The organism is Microbacterium sp. CFBP 8801 (genome assembly GCF_014839455.1).
Taxonomy (GTDB): Bacteria; Actinomycetota; Actinomycetes; order Actinomycetales; family Microbacteriaceae; genus Microbacterium.
Window position 1 is genome coordinate 230,064 of sequence record NZ_JACYNU010000001.1, and the last position, 16,760, is coordinate 246,823.

The 16,760-nt window shown below is 70.8% G+C and carries 17 protein-coding genes; 10 read left to right on the forward strand and 7 right to left on the reverse strand.

All coding sequences use genetic code 11. The annotated features are described in order from the left end of the window. Positions 1-37 precede the first annotated feature (37 nt). Positions 38-1,120 carry a GNAT family N-acetyltransferase gene (locus tag IFR11_RS01095; RefSeq protein WP_191914947.1) on the reverse strand — a complete coding sequence of 361 codons (1,083 nt, stop codon included), beginning with the start codon at positions 1,118-1,120 and terminating at the stop codon, positions 38-40. Between the two features lie 71 nt (positions 1,121-1,191). After that, positions 1,192-1,458 (reverse strand): hypothetical protein, encoded by a 267-nt coding sequence (locus IFR11_RS01100; protein WP_070409772.1) that lies wholly within the window; start codon positions 1,456-1,458, stop codon positions 1,192-1,194. A 460-nt stretch (positions 1,459-1,918) separates the two neighbouring features. Here IFR11_RS01100 and smc point away from each other — a divergent pair, with 460 nt between their 5' ends. The 3 genes from smc to IFR11_RS01115 all read left to right on the forward strand — a co-directional run bounded on the left by smc (position 1,919) and on the right by IFR11_RS01115 (position 6,892). Further along, entirely contained in the window at positions 1,919-5,437 is a 3,519-nt protein-coding gene (gene smc / locus IFR11_RS01105; protein ID WP_191914948.1) for a chromosome segregation protein SMC, read from the forward strand. Between the two features lie 4 nt (positions 5,438-5,441). Then, the gene (ftsY, locus tag IFR11_RS01110) at positions 5,442-6,314 is read left to right on the forward strand and encodes a signal recognition particle-docking protein FtsY (RefSeq protein ID WP_055836633.1); all 873 of its coding nucleotides are present in this window, start codon (positions 5,442-5,444) and stop codon (positions 6,312-6,314) included. Positions 6,315-6,391: 77 nt separating this feature from the next. After that, positions 6,392-6,892 (forward strand): DUF2004 domain-containing protein, encoded by a 501-nt coding sequence (locus IFR11_RS01115; protein WP_055939821.1) that lies wholly within the window; start codon positions 6,392-6,394, stop codon positions 6,890-6,892. A 120-nt stretch (positions 6,893-7,012) separates the two neighbouring features. On the opposite strand, the gene lipA is transcribed toward IFR11_RS01115, so the two are convergent. Both lipA and lipB read right to left on the reverse strand, forming a co-directional pair. Then, complete coding sequence (lipA, locus tag IFR11_RS01120) at positions 7,013-8,047, reverse strand: lipoyl synthase (protein WP_191914949.1); 1,035 nt, start codon at positions 8,045-8,047, stop codon at positions 7,013-7,015. Further along, positions 8,044-8,682, reverse strand: a complete 639-nt coding sequence (gene lipB / locus IFR11_RS01125; RefSeq protein ID WP_191914950.1) for a lipoyl(octanoyl) transferase LipB — start codon at positions 8,680-8,682, stop codon at positions 8,044-8,046. The genes lipA and lipB overlap by 4 nt, the downstream gene beginning before the upstream one ends. Positions 8,683-8,745: 63 nt before the next feature. Between lipB and IFR11_RS01130 the strand changes: the two genes are divergently transcribed. Together IFR11_RS01130 and ffh are read left to right on the forward strand one after the other, a co-directional pair. Continuing rightward, a complete protein-coding gene (locus IFR11_RS01130; protein WP_055939823.1) occupies positions 8,746-9,294 on the forward strand; it encodes a TetR/AcrR family transcriptional regulator in 549 nt (182 codons plus the stop codon). 75 nt (positions 9,295-9,369) lie between these two features. Next, a complete protein-coding gene (ffh, locus tag IFR11_RS01135; RefSeq protein ID WP_055836644.1) occupies positions 9,370-10,914 on the forward strand; it encodes a signal recognition particle protein in 1,545 nt (514 codons plus the stop codon). A gap of 85 nt (positions 10,915-10,999) precedes the next feature. Here the strand turns inward: ffh and IFR11_RS01140 are convergent, their stop codons facing one another. Together IFR11_RS01140 and IFR11_RS01145 are read right to left on the reverse strand one after the other, a co-directional pair. Next, complete coding sequence (locus IFR11_RS01140; RefSeq protein ID WP_191914951.1) at positions 11,000-11,722, reverse strand: SGNH/GDSL hydrolase family protein; 723 nt, start codon at positions 11,720-11,722, stop codon at positions 11,000-11,002. 46 nt (positions 11,723-11,768) lie between these two features. Continuing rightward, positions 11,769-12,932 carry a glutamate--cysteine ligase gene (locus IFR11_RS01145; protein ID WP_055939829.1) on the reverse strand — a complete coding sequence of 388 codons (1,164 nt, stop codon included), beginning with the start codon at positions 12,930-12,932 and terminating at the stop codon, positions 11,769-11,771. Positions 12,933-13,184: 252 nt separating this feature from the next. Between IFR11_RS01145 and rpsP the strand changes: the two genes are divergently transcribed. Genes rpsP through trmD form a run of 4 tightly spaced genes read left to right on the forward strand, consistent with a single transcriptional unit; the run spans position 13,185 to position 15,193 of the window. Further along, positions 13,185-13,598, forward strand: a complete 414-nt coding sequence (rpsP, locus tag IFR11_RS01150; RefSeq protein ID WP_055836651.1) for a 30S ribosomal protein S16 — start codon at positions 13,185-13,187, stop codon at positions 13,596-13,598. 5 nt (positions 13,599-13,603) lie between these two features. Further along, on the forward strand, positions 13,604-13,834 hold the full coding sequence (locus tag IFR11_RS01155; protein ID WP_191914952.1) for an RNA-binding protein: 231 nt from the start codon (positions 13,604-13,606) through the stop codon (positions 13,832-13,834). Next, on the forward strand, positions 13,834-14,502 hold the full coding sequence (rimM, locus tag IFR11_RS01160; protein WP_191914953.1) for a ribosome maturation factor RimM: 669 nt from the start codon (positions 13,834-13,836) through the stop codon (positions 14,500-14,502). The genes IFR11_RS01155 and rimM overlap by 1 nt, the downstream gene beginning before the upstream one ends. Before the next feature lies 1 nt (position 14,503). Then, on the forward strand, positions 14,504-15,193 hold the full coding sequence (trmD, locus tag IFR11_RS01165; protein ID WP_191914954.1) for a tRNA (guanosine(37)-N1)-methyltransferase TrmD: 690 nt from the start codon (positions 14,504-14,506) through the stop codon (positions 15,191-15,193). Between the two features lie 139 nt (positions 15,194-15,332). Here the strand turns inward: trmD and map are convergent, their stop codons facing one another. Next, positions 15,333-16,115, reverse strand: coding sequence for a type I methionyl aminopeptidase (gene map, locus IFR11_RS01170; RefSeq protein ID WP_191914955.1), 783 nt, complete (start codon positions 16,113-16,115; stop codon positions 15,333-15,335). A 108-nt stretch (positions 16,116-16,223) separates the two neighbouring features. Between map and IFR11_RS01175 the strand changes: the two genes are divergently transcribed. Further along, positions 16,224-16,715: an MFS transporter permease gene (locus IFR11_RS01175; RefSeq protein WP_191914956.1), complete on the forward strand. Its 492-nt coding sequence runs from the start codon at positions 16,224-16,226 to the stop codon at positions 16,713-16,715. Positions 16,716-16,760 lie beyond the last annotated feature (45 nt).

Consider the following 16,760-nt stretch of genomic DNA (forward strand, 5'->3'; position numbering starts at 1 on the left):
GCGGGACGCGCGGGAACCTCTCCCGGTCAGGCGGACGTCAGTCGAGCACCTTTTTCCATACGCCCTCGTAGGCGACCGGAACGAACCCGATGCGCTCGTTGATCGACAGCATCGGGCGGTTCTCTTCGGCGTTGTACGTCATCACCCGCGGAGAGTCGGGGGCGATCTCGCGCCAGGCCTGCAGGGCGGCGCACTTCACCAGCATCCCCAGGCGGTGGCCGCGGTGGGGGGCCGTGACAAGGGTGTCCTCCTGATGCGACATCGCCGTGCGGTCCTTGCCGATGACGAGTTCGGTGAACGCCGCCAGCTCCCCGGAGTCCACGTGCTGCGCGGCGGTGATGAGCATGTGGCGACCGGCGTCGAGGTAAGTCGCCTCGAAGCGGCGGACGCGTGCGGCATCCCACACCTCCTCGTCGAACTCGAGGTCGGCCGAGGGGGCGTCGGTGACCATGCGGGACTTCATCGCGGCGAAGGACTCGACGAACTCGTCGGGGGTCGGGAGCGCCCACTGCACGACGCGATAGCCGCGGGCCGCGCGCTCGGCCTCGTCGAGGAGGTCCCGCACCCGCGGTGCGGCGTCGGCGAGGTCGAGGCTGCTGACGCGCATGACCTGCTCGAGGGTGCTCCCCGAGGCCAGGAAGAAGCGCGCCGCGTGGTCGCGCGGGACGGAGCCGAATCCGGTCGGTGCGTCCAGCCGCGGTCCGTCGGTCTCGGGGTGCTCGGCCCAGGCCTGCAGCACGGTGCGGTGATGCTCGCGCGCGGTGCGCTCGATCAGGGCGAAGGCGGCGCGGCCGATGCCGCGGTTCCAGGCGGAGCGTCGGAGCTCCACGAGCCAGAACCCGGTGCGCGCCCCCTCTTCCTGCGGCAGGTCGAGTGAGGCACGGCCCACGACCTCACCGTCGAGCACGGCCAACCAGCAGTAACGCACCTGAGCGGGGTCGGGCTGATACGCCGGCAGCAGCTCGTCGGCGGGCATGGAGTTGTCGTCGTGTCCGGAGATCTCGGCGTAGACGAGGTTCCGCACCCGGGCCATCTCGCGGAAGTCGGCGGCATCGGGGGCATCGATCGAGATCGGCACGTGCAGGGGGCGCAGCTCGAGGCCGGCGGGGAGCGAAGTCATGTCGTGTGTGTCTTTCTTACGGGGGAGAAGGGGGCGAGCAGTGCCGCCCCCGAGGGGACGGCACTGCCGGGTCAGGCCGGCGGACGCTGCAGCGCGGCGGCGCGATACCAGTCGCGTTCGCGCTGGGTGCGCTGGGCGTCGTGCTGCCGTGCCCGGTGGGCGGCGGCGGCACGCCGCTCGATCGCGTGGATCCGGGCGGCGTGACGGGTCAGCAGCCAGAGGCCGAGACGCAGGGTCAGTCGGTCGAGGCGGCCGACCGGGTGGTCGGTGACGGGGATGGTGAGAGGGGCGGGCGCGGCCGATGCAGAGTGCGGCGCGCGCGTGGGCAGAGTGCTCATGCGGAGGCTCCGAGAAGAGAAGAGCGGAAAGAATCGCGCGAGCCGAGCTCGCACGGAGGGATCCAGAGGATCGGGTGCACGGCATCCGAGGGATGCGGCACGGGAAGCGGAGACGGACGGCGTCTCGACGCGAGGTGACAACCCCGTGGGCCGGGTCAACCCTGGCGGGAGGGCATTCCGACGGCGGTGGTCACTCCGGTGAACGGTGCGGAGAGCACGGGAACGGCGATGAAGCCGGTGGCGGTGAAGCCGGTGAGAGTGCGAATCATGGGAGGACCTCCTTTCGTCGTCGGTTGCGACCACCGACGCTAGCGAGGTGTGCGCGCGAATGTCAAGCGTTCGTCCAGATTGGCGTGCCCGCCGGGCGCGTCGCGACGACGGTGCGCGGCTTGGCGCCGCGGAATCCCGCGGAATCTCGGGTACCGTGAGGCCGTACTCGATCGCGGGAAGGCGGGGTGACATGCACCTCAAGAGCGTGACGCTCAAGGGCTTCAAGTCCTTCGCCTCGTCCACGACCTTCGCCCTCGAACCCGGCGTCACCTGCATCGTCGGGCCGAACGGATCGGGGAAATCCAACGTCGTCGACGCCCTCGCCTGGGTGATGGGCGAGCAGGGAGCGAAGACGCTCCGCGGCGGCAAGATGGAAGACGTCATCTTCGCCGGAACGTCCACGCGTGGACCCCTCGGGCGCGCCGAGGTGCACCTGACGATCGACAACAGCGACGGCGCCCTGCCCATCGACTACAGCGAAGTGACGATCAGCCGCACGCTGTTCCGCACCGGCGCGAGCGAATACGCCATCAACGGACAGACGTGCCGCCTTCTCGACGTGCAGGAGCTGCTGAGCGATTCGGGCCTGGGCCGCGAGATGCACGTCATCATCGGCCAGGGCCGCCTCGACACCGTTCTGCAGGCGACGGCCGAGGATCGGCGCGGGTTCATCGAAGAGGCGGCGGGGATCCTCAAGCACCGCCGTCGCAAAGAGAAGACCGCGCGCAAGCTCGAGGCCATGGAGACCAACCTCACCCGTCTCAGCGACCTCGCGGGGGAGCTGCGACGCCAACTGAAGCCGCTCGGCAAGCAGGCCGAGGTCGCACGCGAGGCCGCGACGATCGCGGCGGTCGTGCGCGATGCGAAAGCCCGGCTGTACGCCGACGAACTGGTGCGCCTGCGCGGGCAGCTCGCCGACGCCGCCCGCGCCGAGAGCGAGCGGCACACCGAACGCCTGGGCTTGCAGGAGCAGGCCGATGGGCTGCGTCAGCGGGTGGAGCGGCTCGAGAACGACCAGCGTTCCGAGGCGGTCGACCGTGCGCGCAGCGTCGCCTTCGCGCTCGAGCAGGTGCAGGAGCGTCTGCGCGGGCTCTACAGCCTGGCCGGGCAGCGTCTGACGCTGCTCGCCGACGACGACGCCGACGGCGCGGGGTTCGCCCCCACGGTGACGCAGACCATGATCGACGACGTCCGCGCCGAGATCGACGACATCGCGGCCGGTCTCGGAGACGCGCACGACGCCGCCGCGGATGCCGCACGGGCCGTGGCGCGGGCTCGCGCCGAGCTCGACGCCCTCGACACCGAGATCTCCGCGCAGAGCGCGCTGGTGTCCGAGCACGACATGCGCCTCACCACCCTGCGCGGAGCCGCGGATGCCGCCCACGCGGCCCTCACCGCGGTGCGCGCGGGCGTGGAGCGTCAGCAGCGTGCGCTCGAGGCCGCGCTCGCCCGGCGCGCCGAAGCGGAAGAGGCGCGGGCGGCGCTCGATCCCGACGTCGTGCCCGAAGCGTCCACCGTCGAACACGCCACGGCGTACGAGCGCGCCCAGCGCGACGCGAACGACGCCGAGACGCAGGTGGCGGCGCTGCGGGAACGCCTCCACGCGGCCGAGCGCGAGCGCGACGCGCTGTCGGCGCAGACGGCCGCGCTCGGACGCGCGCTGGACGTGCGCAACGCCGCGGCCGAACTGATCGCGGCCGGGGGCACCGGCATCCGGGGGCTCGTCGGAGACGACGTGCGGGTGACGGCCGGCTTCGAGGCGGCGATCGCCGCCGCCCTCGGCACCCTCGCGGAGGGTCTGCTCGTCGACGACATCGACGCGGCGTTCGCCGCTGCCCGGACGGCCGCCGACTCCGATCTGGGGCTCGTCGAGATCGCGATCGCCGATGCCGCCGTCTCGGACGCCCCGCCGACGGTGGCGGGCGGGGTGCCCGCCGCGCAGGTCGTCACGGCCTCGTCGGGGGTGAGCGCCATCCTGTCGCGGGTGGTCGTCGTGGACGACCTGGCGACCGCCCGGACGGCTCTGCCCTCGCTCGCCCACGACATCACCCTGGTGACCCGCGCCGGAGAGGTGCTGACCGCGCGCACCCTGCGCGCCGGTTCGGGAGCGGGCGGTTCGCGCCTCGAGCTCGCGGCCGAACGCGCCGCCGCGAGCGAGCGGCTCGACGAGACCGTCGTGATCGCCGATTCGTTGCGCGAGGCCCTCGGCGACGAGCAGCGTCACCAGAGCGAGGCGCGTCAACGCACCAAGGACGCGCTGTCGACCCTGCGCGCGCACGACGCCGCGCTGGCGGCGCACGCCGAGAAGGTGAACCGCGTGACGGTGCGGCATGAGGCCGCCGTGGCGGAGTGCGAACGCCTGGCGGCCGGACTCGCGCAGACCGAGGCCGCCGTCGCCGAGGCCGAGGCCACCGCCCGCGTCGCCGAGGAGGCGCTGCGCCGTGCCCAGGAGACGCCCCGCCCCATCCTCGACGTGTCGGCGCGCGACGGATTCCTCGCCGAGGTCGAGGCGGCGCGCGAGGGGGAGATGCGGGCGCGACTCGACATCGAGACGCTCCGCGAGCGGGTGCGCGCGGGCGAGGCCCGCATCGTGCAGCTCGAGCAGCAGCGGGAGCGAGAGCGCGCGGCGGCCGACGAAGCGGCGCGACGCACGGTCATCCGTCGCGCGCAGCGCGAGATCGCCGCCGAGGTCGCCGGGCACCTCCCGGCGGTGCTCGACTCCGTCGATCGATCGGTGAGCGAGGCGCGCGTCGAGCTCGCCGCCGCGGAGTCGGCCCGAACGGCCGTGACCGAGCAGTTGAGCCGAGCGCGCGCGGAGGAGAGCGGGGTGCGCGAGCGCCTGGCACGTCTCACCGAGAGCGTCCACGGTCTCGAGCTGCAGATGCACGAGCAGAAGCTGCACATCACCAGCCTTCTCGAACGCGTGCACTCGGAGCTCGCGCTCGACGAGAGCATTCTCATTTCGGAATACGGTCCCGACCAGGTCTTTCCCGGCGAGGGCGACGGTGACGGCGTGGCGTTCGACCGCGCGGCGCAGAAGAAGCGCCTGCAGGAAGCCGAACGCAAGCTCGGCCAGCTGGGACGGGTGAACCCCCTCGCCCTCGAGGAGTTCGCGGCCCTCGAGCAGCGGCACGCGTTCCTGACCGAGCAGCTCGCCGACCTGCAGCAGACGCGCGCCGACCTGCAGACGATCATCGCCGAGCTCGACGACCGCATGCAGACGATCTTCGTCGCGGCCTTCGAGGACACGCGGGTCGCCTTCACCGAGATCTTCCCCATCCTGTTCCCGGGCGGGGCGGGGAGCATCTCGCTGACCGACCCCGACAATCCGCTCACCACCGGCATCGAGGTGTCGGTGCGCCCGGTCGGCAAGAAGATCGAGCGGCTGTCGCTGCTGTCGGGCGGGGAGCGGTCGCTGGCGGCCGTGGCGTTCCTGACCTCGATCTTCACCGCGCGACCCAGCCCCTTCTACATCCTCGATGAGGTCGAGGCGGCGCTCGACGACGCCAACCTCGGCCGCCTGCTGGGGGTGTTCGAGAAGCTCCGCGCGAGCAGCCAGCTCATCGTCATCACCCACCAGAAGCGCACGATGGAGATCGCCGACGCCCTCTACGGGGTCTCGATGCGTCAGGACGGCGTGTCGGCCGTGGTCGGACAGCGCGTGGGCGATCGCGCCGCCGCGCGGGGCGAAGCCGCCCCCGTAAGCTGAAGCAATGGCTGAGAACTCCTGGTCGCTGGGTCGCGCGCTGCGCGGACTCTTCGTCAAACCCACGATCGACGAGACGACGTGGGACGACCTCGAGACGGCGCTGTTGACCGCCGACTTCGGCCCCGACGTGACCGAGCGCCTCATCGACGAGCTGCGCGAGAAGGTCGAGCGCTTCCGCACGACCGACCCGCGCGATCTGCAGCGCATGCTGCGCGAGACGCTCGAGGAGCACTTCGCGAAGTTCGACACCACCCTGCGACTCACCGAGCGGCCGGCCGTGGTGCTCGTGGTCGGGGTGAACGGCGTCGGCAAGACGACCACGATCGGCAAGTTCGCGAAGTTCCTGCAGCGCTACGGCCGGACGGTCGTGGTGGGTGCCGCCGACACGTTCCGCGCGGCAGCCGTCGACCAGCTCGCCACCTGGGCCGAGCGCGGCGGTGCGACGATCGTGCGCCCGCAGCACGAGGGTCAGGACCCGGCATCCGTCGCCTTCCAGACCGTCGCCCACGCGAAAGAGACCGGCACCGAGATCGTGCTCATCGACACCGCGGGGCGCCTGCACACCAAGGGCGGGCTCATGGACGAGCTCGGCAAGATCAAACGCGTCGTCGAGAAGCAGGCGCCCATCAGCGAGGTCCTCCTGGTGCTGGATGCCACGACCGGCCAGAACGGACTGATGCAGGCGCAGGCCTTCCTCGACAGTGCCGGGGTCACCGGCCTCGTGCTCACGAAGCTCGACGGGTCGGCGAAGGGAGGCTTCGTGCTCGCCGTGCAGGAACTCACCGGCATCCCCGTCAAGCTGCTCGGCCAGGGCGAGGGCATCAACGACCTGACCGGTTTCACCCCGCACGTGTTCGCGGCCTCGCTCGTCGACTGACCGCGGGACCCTTATCGCAGTCGGCGCCCCAGGCGGGTCGCCTTCCCGAAGTCGGGGCTGACTGCTTACATGGACTCATGGCCATCGAGCACGATTTCTTCGGACTCCTCGAGTCGGGTCCCGACGGTTCGATCTTCTGGTCGGAGAACGTGGAGTTCGGCGATCAGAGCGTCACGGTCGACCTGACCGCCCCCGACCAGGACGACGTCTCGGTCGACGCGCTCGACGTCGCGGCCTCGCTCATCTCCACGCTCGAGGCGATCGACCTCGTGGCGCGCAACGCCATGGTGAACGAGCTCGACACCCGCACGAGCGAGGTGACGGAGTACATCCTGCAGCAGCAGGCCACCCTCGGTGACGAGCTCGAGGACTTCCTCACCGACGTGACCGGCGACACGCACATCGACGTCATCAAGGCGCTGCAGCTGATGAGCATGACGATCCTCGCCGACGAGCACGGGGGAGCCGACCCCTTCGCGGTGCTCGAGTACGCCCTCGATCCCGACGCCACCGACGATGCCCTGCTGGTGAACCTGGGCTCCGACGGTCAGGTGCAGTCGGTCACCAGCGCCGACTGAGGCCCGACCCCGAGACGGCCGGGCTCACGACGCGGGTGAGTGCCCGCGCGGACGTGCGAGAACGACGGCTGCCGTCTGCCGCCGTGGCGACGAGACGGCCGTCGCCGCCGACGAACCGCGTCAGACGGCCTGCGCGAAACCGGCGTCGGCGGCGGCGATGTCCTTCGCGAGGTGGGCGAGGTGCGGCGGGATCTCGCGGCCCATCGACACCATCGACTGCGCCCACAGGCGCCCCGCGCGGTACGACGAGCGCACCAGGGGCCCGGCGAGCACGCCCAGGAAGCCGATGCGCTCGGCCTCTTGCTTGAACTCCACGAACTCGGCGGGCTTCACCCAGCGCTGCACGGGAAGGTGCCGGGGCGTGGGGCGCAGGTACTGCGTGATGGTGATGATGTCGGTGCCGGCCGCGCGCAGGTCTTCGAGCGCCTGCACGACTTCCGCGGGCTCCTCGCCCATCCCGAGGATGAGGTTCGACTTGGTGATCAGGCCGGCCTCGCGCGCGGCGGTCAGCACGCCGAGCGAGCGCTCGTACCGGAACGCGGGACGGATGCGCTTGAAGATGCGGGGCACCGTCTCGACGTTGTGCGCGAACACCTCGGGCCGCGACGAGAACACCTCGTCGAGGTGCGAGATGTTGCCCGAGAAGTCGGTGGCCAGGATCTCGACGCCCGTGCCCGGGTTCTCGGCGTGGATGCGCCGCACGGTCTCGGCGTGTAGCCACGCGCCCTCGTCGGGCAGGTCGTCGCGCGCGACGCCCGTCACGGTGGCGTAGCGCAGCTGCATCCGCGTCACGCTCTCGGCGACACGGCGCGGTTCGTCGGTGTCGTAGTCGGCGGGCTTGCCCGTGTCGATCTGGCAGAAGTCGCAGCGCCGCGTGCACTGGGAACCGCCGATGAGGAAGGTCGCCTCGCGGTCCTCCCAGCACTCGAAGATGTTGGGGCAGCCGGCCTCCTGACACACCGTGTGCAGTTCCTCGGTCTTCACGAGGTTCTGCAGGGCCGTGTACTCGGGCCCCATCCGGGCCTTGGTCTTGATCCACTCGGGCTTGCGCTCGATCGGGGTCTCGGCGTTGCGCACTTCGAGACGCAGGAGCTTGCGTCCGTTCGGAGCGGTAGATGCCGGTGCCCCGGTCGCTCCGGTTCCGCAGGCGCTCACGCGGCCACCGCCGCGTACTCGGCGCGGAACGCGCGCTCGATCGCCGGCGCGAGATCGGCGGGGGAAACATCGCGGCCGATCACCTCGCTCACGGTCGTGACCCCGGCATCCGAGATCCCGCACGGGACGATGCGCCGGAAGCCGGCGAGGGAGTTGTCGCAGTTGACGGCGAAGCCGTGCATGGTCGCACCTCTTTCGACGCGGACTCCGATCGCCGCGACCTTGTCGACGCCGAGGGGGCGTCGGACCCAGACGCCGCTGCGTCCCTCGATGCGGAAGCCGTCGACTCCGTGCTCGGTGAGAGCCGAGATGAGCAGTGCTTCCAGTCGCCGCACGTGGGCGACCACGTCGATCGGCTCGGGCAGACGCACGATGGGGTAGCCCACCAGTTGGCCCGGTCCGTGCCAGGTGATCTTGCCTCCGCGATCGACGTCGACGACCGGGGTGCCGTCGTCGGGCCGCTCGTGGGCCTCGGTGCGCTTGCCGGCCGTGTAGACGGCCTCGTGCTCGAGGAGCAGCAGGGTGTCGGGCCGGCTGCCGGCGACCACGTCCGCGTGGATCGCCCGCTGGTGGGCCCAGCCGTCGAGATAGGGCACGTAGTGCGGGGAGAGCCCCGCGTGGTGGATGTCGATCATCGACCGCTCCCAATGTTGGATTGCGTCCAAGAATACATGCGACGAGCCGCCTAGGCTGAAGCGGTGACCCCCGAGCCCCGCAGCGGACGCCCCCGCGCCTCGTCGCGAGAGGTGCTGGCCGAAGCCGCGTGCGAGCTGTTCCTCGAGCGCGGCTACGACGCCACCTCGGTGTCCGACATCACCCGCCGGGTCGGCGTCAGTCGTTCCAGCTTCTTCAACTACTTCGCCGCGAAGAGCGACGTGCTGTGGTCGGGGTTCGATGAGCGGGTGGATGCCGCCCAGCGGCACCTGCGCACGGGGTCGGCGATCGATGAGACCCTGATCCGCATCGGAGAGGGGTTCGCTCCCGACGCCCTCGCCCTGGCGATCACGAACGCCGACGCCATGGGCATCGCCACCGAGCTCGACCGCGATCGCGCCATCCGGCAGTTCCGGCTGCAGCGGGATCTCGCGGCGCGATTCGTGCGGGACGGGATGCCGGAGCTCTCGGCCGAGGTGCGCGGGGGAGCCCTCTCGGCGGCGGTTCTGGCTGCCGTCTGGGCGTGGGCGGACCGCACCGCAACCGGGCCGGCGCTCCGTGACACGCTCACGGCGGCCCTCGCTCTCGCCTGAGCCCGGCGACGCCGGGGCCACGGGCCACGCGGGTCGACAGCGCCTTTCGCGCCACCCGCGTAAACTCGTCTCATCATGGCGACTTTCGGCACCCTCTCCGACCGGCTCACAGAGACCTTCCGCAACCTCCGGAAGAAGGGCCAGCTCACACCCGCCGACGTCGACGGGACCGTGCGCGAGATCCGCCGGGCCCTGCTCGACGCCGACGTGGCGCTGCCCGTGGTCAAGGAGTTCACGGCGGCGGTGCGCGAACGCGCCCTCGGCGACGAGGTCAACCGCGCGCTGAACCCCGCGCAGCAGGTCGTGCAGATCGTGAACGACGAGCTCGTCGGCATCCTGGGCGGTCAGCAGCGACGACTGCAGTTCGCGAAGAACCCCCCGACCGTCATCATGCTCGCGGGCCTCCAGGGCTCCGGTAAGACGACCTTCGCCGGCAAGCTCGCCAAGATGCTCGAGAAAGACGGGCACACCCCGCTGCTGGTCGCCTGTGACCTCCAGCGCCCGAACGCCGTCAACCAGCTGCAGGTCGTCGCCGAGCGCGCCGGTGCCGCCATCTACGCCCCCGAGCCGGGCAACGGCGTCGGCGACCCCGTGAAGGTCGCCCGCGACGGCGTCGCCTACGCCACCCGCCAGCAGCACGACATCGTCATCATCGACACCGCCGGCCGCCTGGGCGTCGACGCCGAGCTGATGAAGCAGGCCGCCGACATCCGCACGGCGACCCAGCCCGACGAGGTGCTCTTCGTCATCGACGCCATGATCGGCCAGGATGCCGTCAACACGGCCAAGGCGTTCCAGGACGGCGTCGACTTCACCGGCGTCGTGCTGTCGAAGCTCGACGGCGATGCCCGCGGTGGTGCGGCCCTGTCGGTGGCCTCGATCACGGGTCGGCCGATCATCTTCGCGTCGACGGGTGAGGGTCTCGACGACGTCGAGCCGTTCCACCCCGACCGCATGGCGTCGCGCATCCTCGACCTCGGTGACATCCTCACCCTGATCGAGCAGGCGCAGTCCGCGTTCGACGAGGCCGAGGCGATGGCGGTCGCCGAGAAGCTCGCGACCGAGACGTTCACGCTCGAAGACTTCCTGCAGCAGATGCAGCAGATGAAGAAGATGGGCTCCATGAAGAAGATGCTCGGGATGCTCCCGGGCATGGGCAACATGAAGCAACAGCTCGAAGACTTCGACGAGCGCGAGATCGATCGCACCGAGGCCATCATCCGCTCGATGACGCTCGGTGAGCGTCGCAACCCCAAGATCCTCAACGGCTCGCGTCGCCTGCGCATCGCTCGCGGTTCGGGCATGACGGTGACCGACGTCAACCAGCTCGTGCAGCGCTTCGACCAGGCCGCCAAGATGATGAAGACCGTCGCACGGGGCGGTGTGCCCAACATCCCCGGCATGGGTCCCGTCGGCGGAAAGCCCGGCGCCTCATCGAAGCGCGGCAAGCAGCAGAAGGCGAAGGGCTCGCGCTCGGGCAACCCCGCCAAGCGCGCGGCCGAGAACGCCGGGGTCGCCGAGGCGACCGCTCCGACCGGTTCGGGCTTTGGCCTGGGCGGCCAGGCGGCGCCGAGCGAGGCCGACCTCGCCGAGCTGCAGAAGATGCTCGGTCGCGGCTGACCCCGCGACGAAGGTTGCTCGGTCGCGGCTGACCCCGCGACGAGAGCTGCTCGGTCGCGGCTGACGCCGCGCCCAGGGCGTCGGGTCAGGGCAGCACGTCGGCGTCTTGCAGTGCCGACATGACCGTCTGCTCGATCGCGCGCTGACCCCGCGGCGTCGGGTGCACGTCGTCGGGCTGCATCCATTCGGGGTGCCCGACGAGCGGCTGCCCGACGTCGAGGAACGTGCCCCCGGCGTCGTCGACGGCGTCTCTCAGGGCCTGCGAGGTGACGGCGGTGTCGTCGGGGACGTCGGCCTCGTCGTTCCAGATGGTGCTGAGCCCGACGATGCGCGCGTCGGGCGCCGCCTCGCGCAGCAGCTCGACGGTGTCGGCGGTATCGTCGCGGATCTCGTCGCCGTCCTCCCAGAAGTCGTTGCTCGAGGATTCCACGACGATCAGCTGCGGTTGCAGGGCGGTGACGGCGGGCGCGAGCCCCGAGAAGGGCACCCCGCAGTCGCCCGTGACGACGAAGCCCGCTCCCGCGCAGGCGAGGTTGGTGAGGTTCAGGTGCGCGCGCGTGCCGAGCAGCACCGGCCACGCCTGCTCCGGTTCCAGCCCGAACCCCGACATGAGGGAATCGCCCACCGTCACCACGCGCAGGGGCGCGGGCGTCGACGAGGGCGTCGCGGTGGGGGAGGGACGCAGCACCGGATCGGCGAACGTCGGCTCGGGCCGAGCGGTCGACGTCTCGGCGGCGCAGGCGGTGAGGAGCACGCCCAGGCCCACGGCGATCGCCGTCGTGACCACCAGAGAACGCCCGCGCATCATGGAGCGATCCTATGAGGGTGACCCTATGAAGGGGCGCCGAGCCCGCTCACACCCGCAGCGAGGCGAGGTGCTCGCGCAGGGTGGGTCCCGCGCGGAACTCGCGGATCAGGTGGTGCACGACCTCGCGCAGATCGCCGTCGGCGGCCTCGGCCACCGCGACCTGGCGAGCGGAGCTGCCGCCGGTGGCGAGGATCGTCTCGAGCCCGGCGAACTCGCGCGCGCAGTGCAGCTCGGCGGCAACCCCGGCGAGCTCCTGCATCGTCGAACGCAGGTGGTCGACCACCGGCAGCTGCGTGCCGTCACGATCGACGATGACCCGCGCGTCCAGACCGTAGCGGGCTGCGCGCCACTTGTTCTCGCGGGCGTACCAGGGCGGGATGCCGGGAAGCTCGCGACCCTCGTCGATCAGGCGCGAGAAGTGCTCCACGAGCGTCTGCGCGAGGGCGGCGACCGCGGCGAGCTCGGGCAGGGTCGACATCCCGTCGCACGCGCGGATCTCGACGGTGCCCCACTTGGGCGCCGGACGGATGTCCCAGCGCACCTCACTGGCATCCGCCATGACCCCGGTGCGCACCATGTCGTCGAGGTAGCGCTCGAAGTCGTCCCAGGTCTCGAGCTGCCAGGGCAGACCCGCGGTGGGCAGCTGCTGGAACACGAGGGCGCGGTTCGAGGCGTACCCCGTGCGCTCGCCCGCCCAGAATGGACTGGATGCCGAGAGGGCCTGCAGGTGCGGGAGGTAGACGGTGAGGGCGTTGACGATCGGCAGGACCTTCTCGACGTCGTCGACGCCGATGTGCACGTGCACGCCCCAGATCATCATGTTGCGGCCCCACCACTGCGTGCGCTCGATGAGCGAGTGGTAGCGCGTCTTGTCGCTGACCTGCTGGTCGAACCACTGCGCGAAGGGGTGGCTTCCGGCGCACAGCAGCTCGACGCCGAGCGGCTCGGTCTCTTCGCGCAGAGCGCCGATCGCGTCGGCGATGTCGTCGACGGCTCCGGCGACGGTGTCGCCCACGCCGCTGGTGACCTCGACGGTGTTCGTCAGCAGCTCACCCGTGACGGTGAAGCGCTCGAGCGCGGTGCGATCCTCGAGGCGTTCGAGGATCTCGGGGGCACGGGGGACCAGGTCGCCCGTCTCGCGGTCGGCGAGCATGAGCTCCCACTCCAGCCCCACGGACGAGCGCGTCGATGCAGCGAACGGCAGCCTCATGCGGCTCAGTCTCGCATGCGGCATGCGGTGGATCGCGCCGCGGGAAACGCCGTGTTACGCCGACTCCGGCGCGCCGCGGCGTGTCATTCGATGTCGCTGTCGCGGGTGGGGCGACGGATCTGGCAGAATAGAGGGTCGGACCCACCACTCGACCCTCTATCCAGTGTCGGTCCGCCCTTTTGAGCTTCCGCCGGGTGTGCACCCCACGCTCCAGGCGTTCGGTTCGTTCGTTTTCCATCATCAGGAGTCATCGTGGCTGTCAAGATCCGTCTCAAGCGCCTCGGAAAGATCCGCGCGCCCTACTACCGCATCGTCGTCGCCGACTCGCGCACCAAGCGCGACGGTCGTGTCATCGAAGAGATCGGCAAGTACCACCCGACCGAGGAGCCCTCGTTCATCGAGGTCGACTCGGAGCGCGCGCAGTACTGGCTGTCGGTCGGCGCCCAGCCCACCGAGCAGGTCGCCGCCATCCTCAAGCTCACGGGCGACTGGGGCAAGTTCAAGGGCGACGCCAACGCCGTGTCCACCGTCAAGGTGCGCGAGCCCAAGGCGCCCTTCCAGCCCGACGCCGCCAAGAAGTCGGTCGTCAAGCCCAAGGCCGAGAAGAAGGCTGCCGAGGCCCCCGCCGAGGCGTCCGCCGACGCCGCCGAGACCTCGGCCGAGTAATTCCCGTGCTGTCTGCCGCGCTCGAACACGTCGTCAAGGGGATCGTCGATCACCCGGACGCCGTGACCATCCGTTCCAGCACCTCGCCCCGCGGCGATGTGCTGGAGGTTCACGTGCACCCCGATGACCGGGGTCGCGTGATCGGGCGCGGCGGACGCACCGCCAAAGCACTGCGCACCGTCGTGTCCGTCCTCGCCGACGGGCGTCGCGTTCGCGTCGACGTCGCCGACGACTGATGGCGGCCGACGACACCGCGGGCTCCCAGCCCGCCAAGACCCAGCTCCGCGTCGGGCGCCTGGTCAAGGCCCACGGCCTGAAAGGCGCCTTCAAGCTGGAGCTCTACACCGACGACCCCGACAGGCGCTTCGTCCCGGGCAGCACCTTCACTCTGCAGGTGCCCGAGTCGTCGCCGTGGCACGGCCGCGAACTGACCGTTCGCGAGTTCCGGTGGATGAACTCGCACCCCGTCGCCTTCTTCGAGGGTGTCGACGACCGCAACGCCGCCGAGGCGCTGGTCAAGGCCATCCTGTGGATCGACCAGGACTCCGAGACCGCCCCCACCGAAGACGACGCCTGGTACGACCACCAGCTGGTCGGTCTCGACGTGGTGCGTGACGGCGACATCATAGGTCGCGTGGTGCGGGTCGAACACTTCCCCGCGCAGGACCTGCTCATCGTCCGCCTGAGCGGCGACGAGCGCGAGGTCCTCGTTCCGTTCGTGAGCGCGATCGTTCCCGAGGTCGACATCGCCGCCGGTCGCGTGGTCGTCACGCCCCCGGCCGGTCTCTTCGAAGAGCTTCCGTCGGTCGAGGGCGACGAGCCCGAGCCCGACGCCGCCGACCTCGAGGCGCACGTCGACGAGACGCCCGACGCCGACGAGGCCACCGACGCGCGCGAGGACTGACGTGCGCATCGACATCGTGTCGATCTTCCCGACGATCTTCGACGCGCTCGAGGTGTCGCTGCTGGGCAAGGCCCGTCAGAGCGGCCTGCTCGACGTGCGCGTGCACGATCTGCGCGACTACACGCACGACCGTCATCGCACGGTCGACGACACGCCCTACGGGGGCGGCGCCGGCATGGTCATGAAGCCCGAACCCTGGGGCGAGGCGCTCGACGACGTCACCCGCGATGCGCCCGAGCGGCCCGTGATCGTCTTCCCGTCGCCCGCCGGCGAGCGGTTCTCGCAGGCCACCGCGCGCGAGCTGTCGACCGCCCCGCACCTCGTCTTCGGATGCGGTCGCTACGAGGGCATCGACGAGCGCGTCTTCGACTACGCCGCCGAACTCGGCGAGGTGCGTCTCATCAGCCTGGGCGACTACGTGCTCAACGGGGGAGAGGTCGCCGTGATGGCGATGGTCGAGGCCATCGGCCGCCTCGTGCCCGGCGTCGTCGGCAACCCCGAGAGCCTCGTCGAGGAGTCCCACGAAGACGGGCTGCTCGAGTATCCGTCGTTCACCAAGCCCGCGGTGTGGCGCGAGCGCGAGGTGCCCCCGGTGCTGCTCAGCGGCAACCACGGTGCGGTGGGCTCGTGGCGACGCGAGCAGCGGCTCGAGCGCACGCGACAGCGCCGGCCCGACCTGCTCGCCGACTGACCCCGCCGCCCCGGGTGTACGCCTCGCGGCCTGGGGCGGAGGGGGAGTCCGCATCGGGTGCGCCCCGCGCTCGGCACCGGCCCGCCCTGTGAATGACGGATGCCGCGACCCCGAGGCCGCGGCATCCGTCGATCGCGTGTCAGTCGACGCCGAGGAACGAACGGTCCGTGAGCACGATCGGGCCGTCGGCGGTGATCGCGACCGTGTGCTCGGAGTGCGACCCGCGCGAGCCGTCGGCGCTGCGCAGCGTCCAGCCGTCGGGGTCGGTGACCAGCTCGTCGGTCGTGTGCAGGAACCACGGCTCGAGCGCCACGACGAGACCCGCACGCAGCGGATAGCCGCGTCCTGCCTTGCCGTCGTTGGCGACGTGCGGGTCGCCGTGCATCGTGCGTCCGACGCCGTGACCGCCGAAGTCGGTGTTGATGCTCAACCCCTCGGCGTGGGCGACCGCGGCGATGGCCGCCGAGATGTCGCCGATCTTGTGGCCGACGGTCGCGGCGTCGATCGCGGCGGCCAGAGCGCGCTCCGAGGTGTCGATGAGCGCCAGGTCCTCGTCGCGGGCCGTGCCGACCACGAACGACACGGCCGAGTCGGCGACCCAGCCGTCGACCGACGCCGCGAAGTCCAGCGAGACGAGGTCGCCGTCGCGCAGGACGTAGTCGTGGGGGAGGCCGTGCAGCACGGCGTCGTTGATCGAGGTGCACAGCACCTTGCCGAACGGGCTCGCGCCGAACGAGGGGTGGTAGTCGATGTAGCAGGACTCGGCACCGGCGGCGCGGATCATGTCGTGGGCGCGGCGATCCAGGTGCAGCAGGTTCGTGCCCACCTTGGTCTCGTCGCGCAGGGTCGCGAGCACCTCCGCGACGAAGCGGCCCGCCGGACGCATCGCTTCGATCTCGGCCGGGGTGCGAAGTTCGATCATGGTGTTCCTCTCGTGGAACATCCATTCTCCCCGACGCGGCGCCCTCGCGCCGAGACGGGCAGAGGGTTCTCATAGGCAGCGCACATTCCCGCGCCGTAGCATCGGTCCATGGCGCTGCGCAGACTCTTCCTCGGCTGGTTGTTCCCGGCCGCCTTCGTCCTGCCGCTCTGGCTGTTCGTCGGATGGATCGTCTTCTCGGGCGGAAGCGGGTGGGCCCTGCTGTGGCTGTTCGTCGCCCTGCCGGCCGTCTTCGTCTCGCAGGTGCTGCTGTCACTGCTCATCCGCGGACGGGCGAGCGTGCGCGAGTCGCGCGCGGTGTCGTGGCGCGATGTGGCGGGCCTGGGGCTGTGGCACGTGGTGATCATCGCGCTGGGCTTCTTCGACTCGCGCGTGTTCTTCCCGCTGCTGGTGCTGTCGGTCGTCGGTGCGCTGCTGCTGTTCTGGTCATCGCTGGCGCAGTTGTGGAACGAAGCACGGGGTGCGGTCACCGTGCTGCACGCCACCGACGGCACGGCCTACATCCCGCCGGCGCAGGAACGCCCGGCTGCCCAGCCCGCGGGCGACGTGATCGTCGTCTCCGAAACGCGCCGCCCCGACTGAGCCGGTTTTGCCGCGCCCGGTGTCCGTGGCAGAATAGGCGTTTGT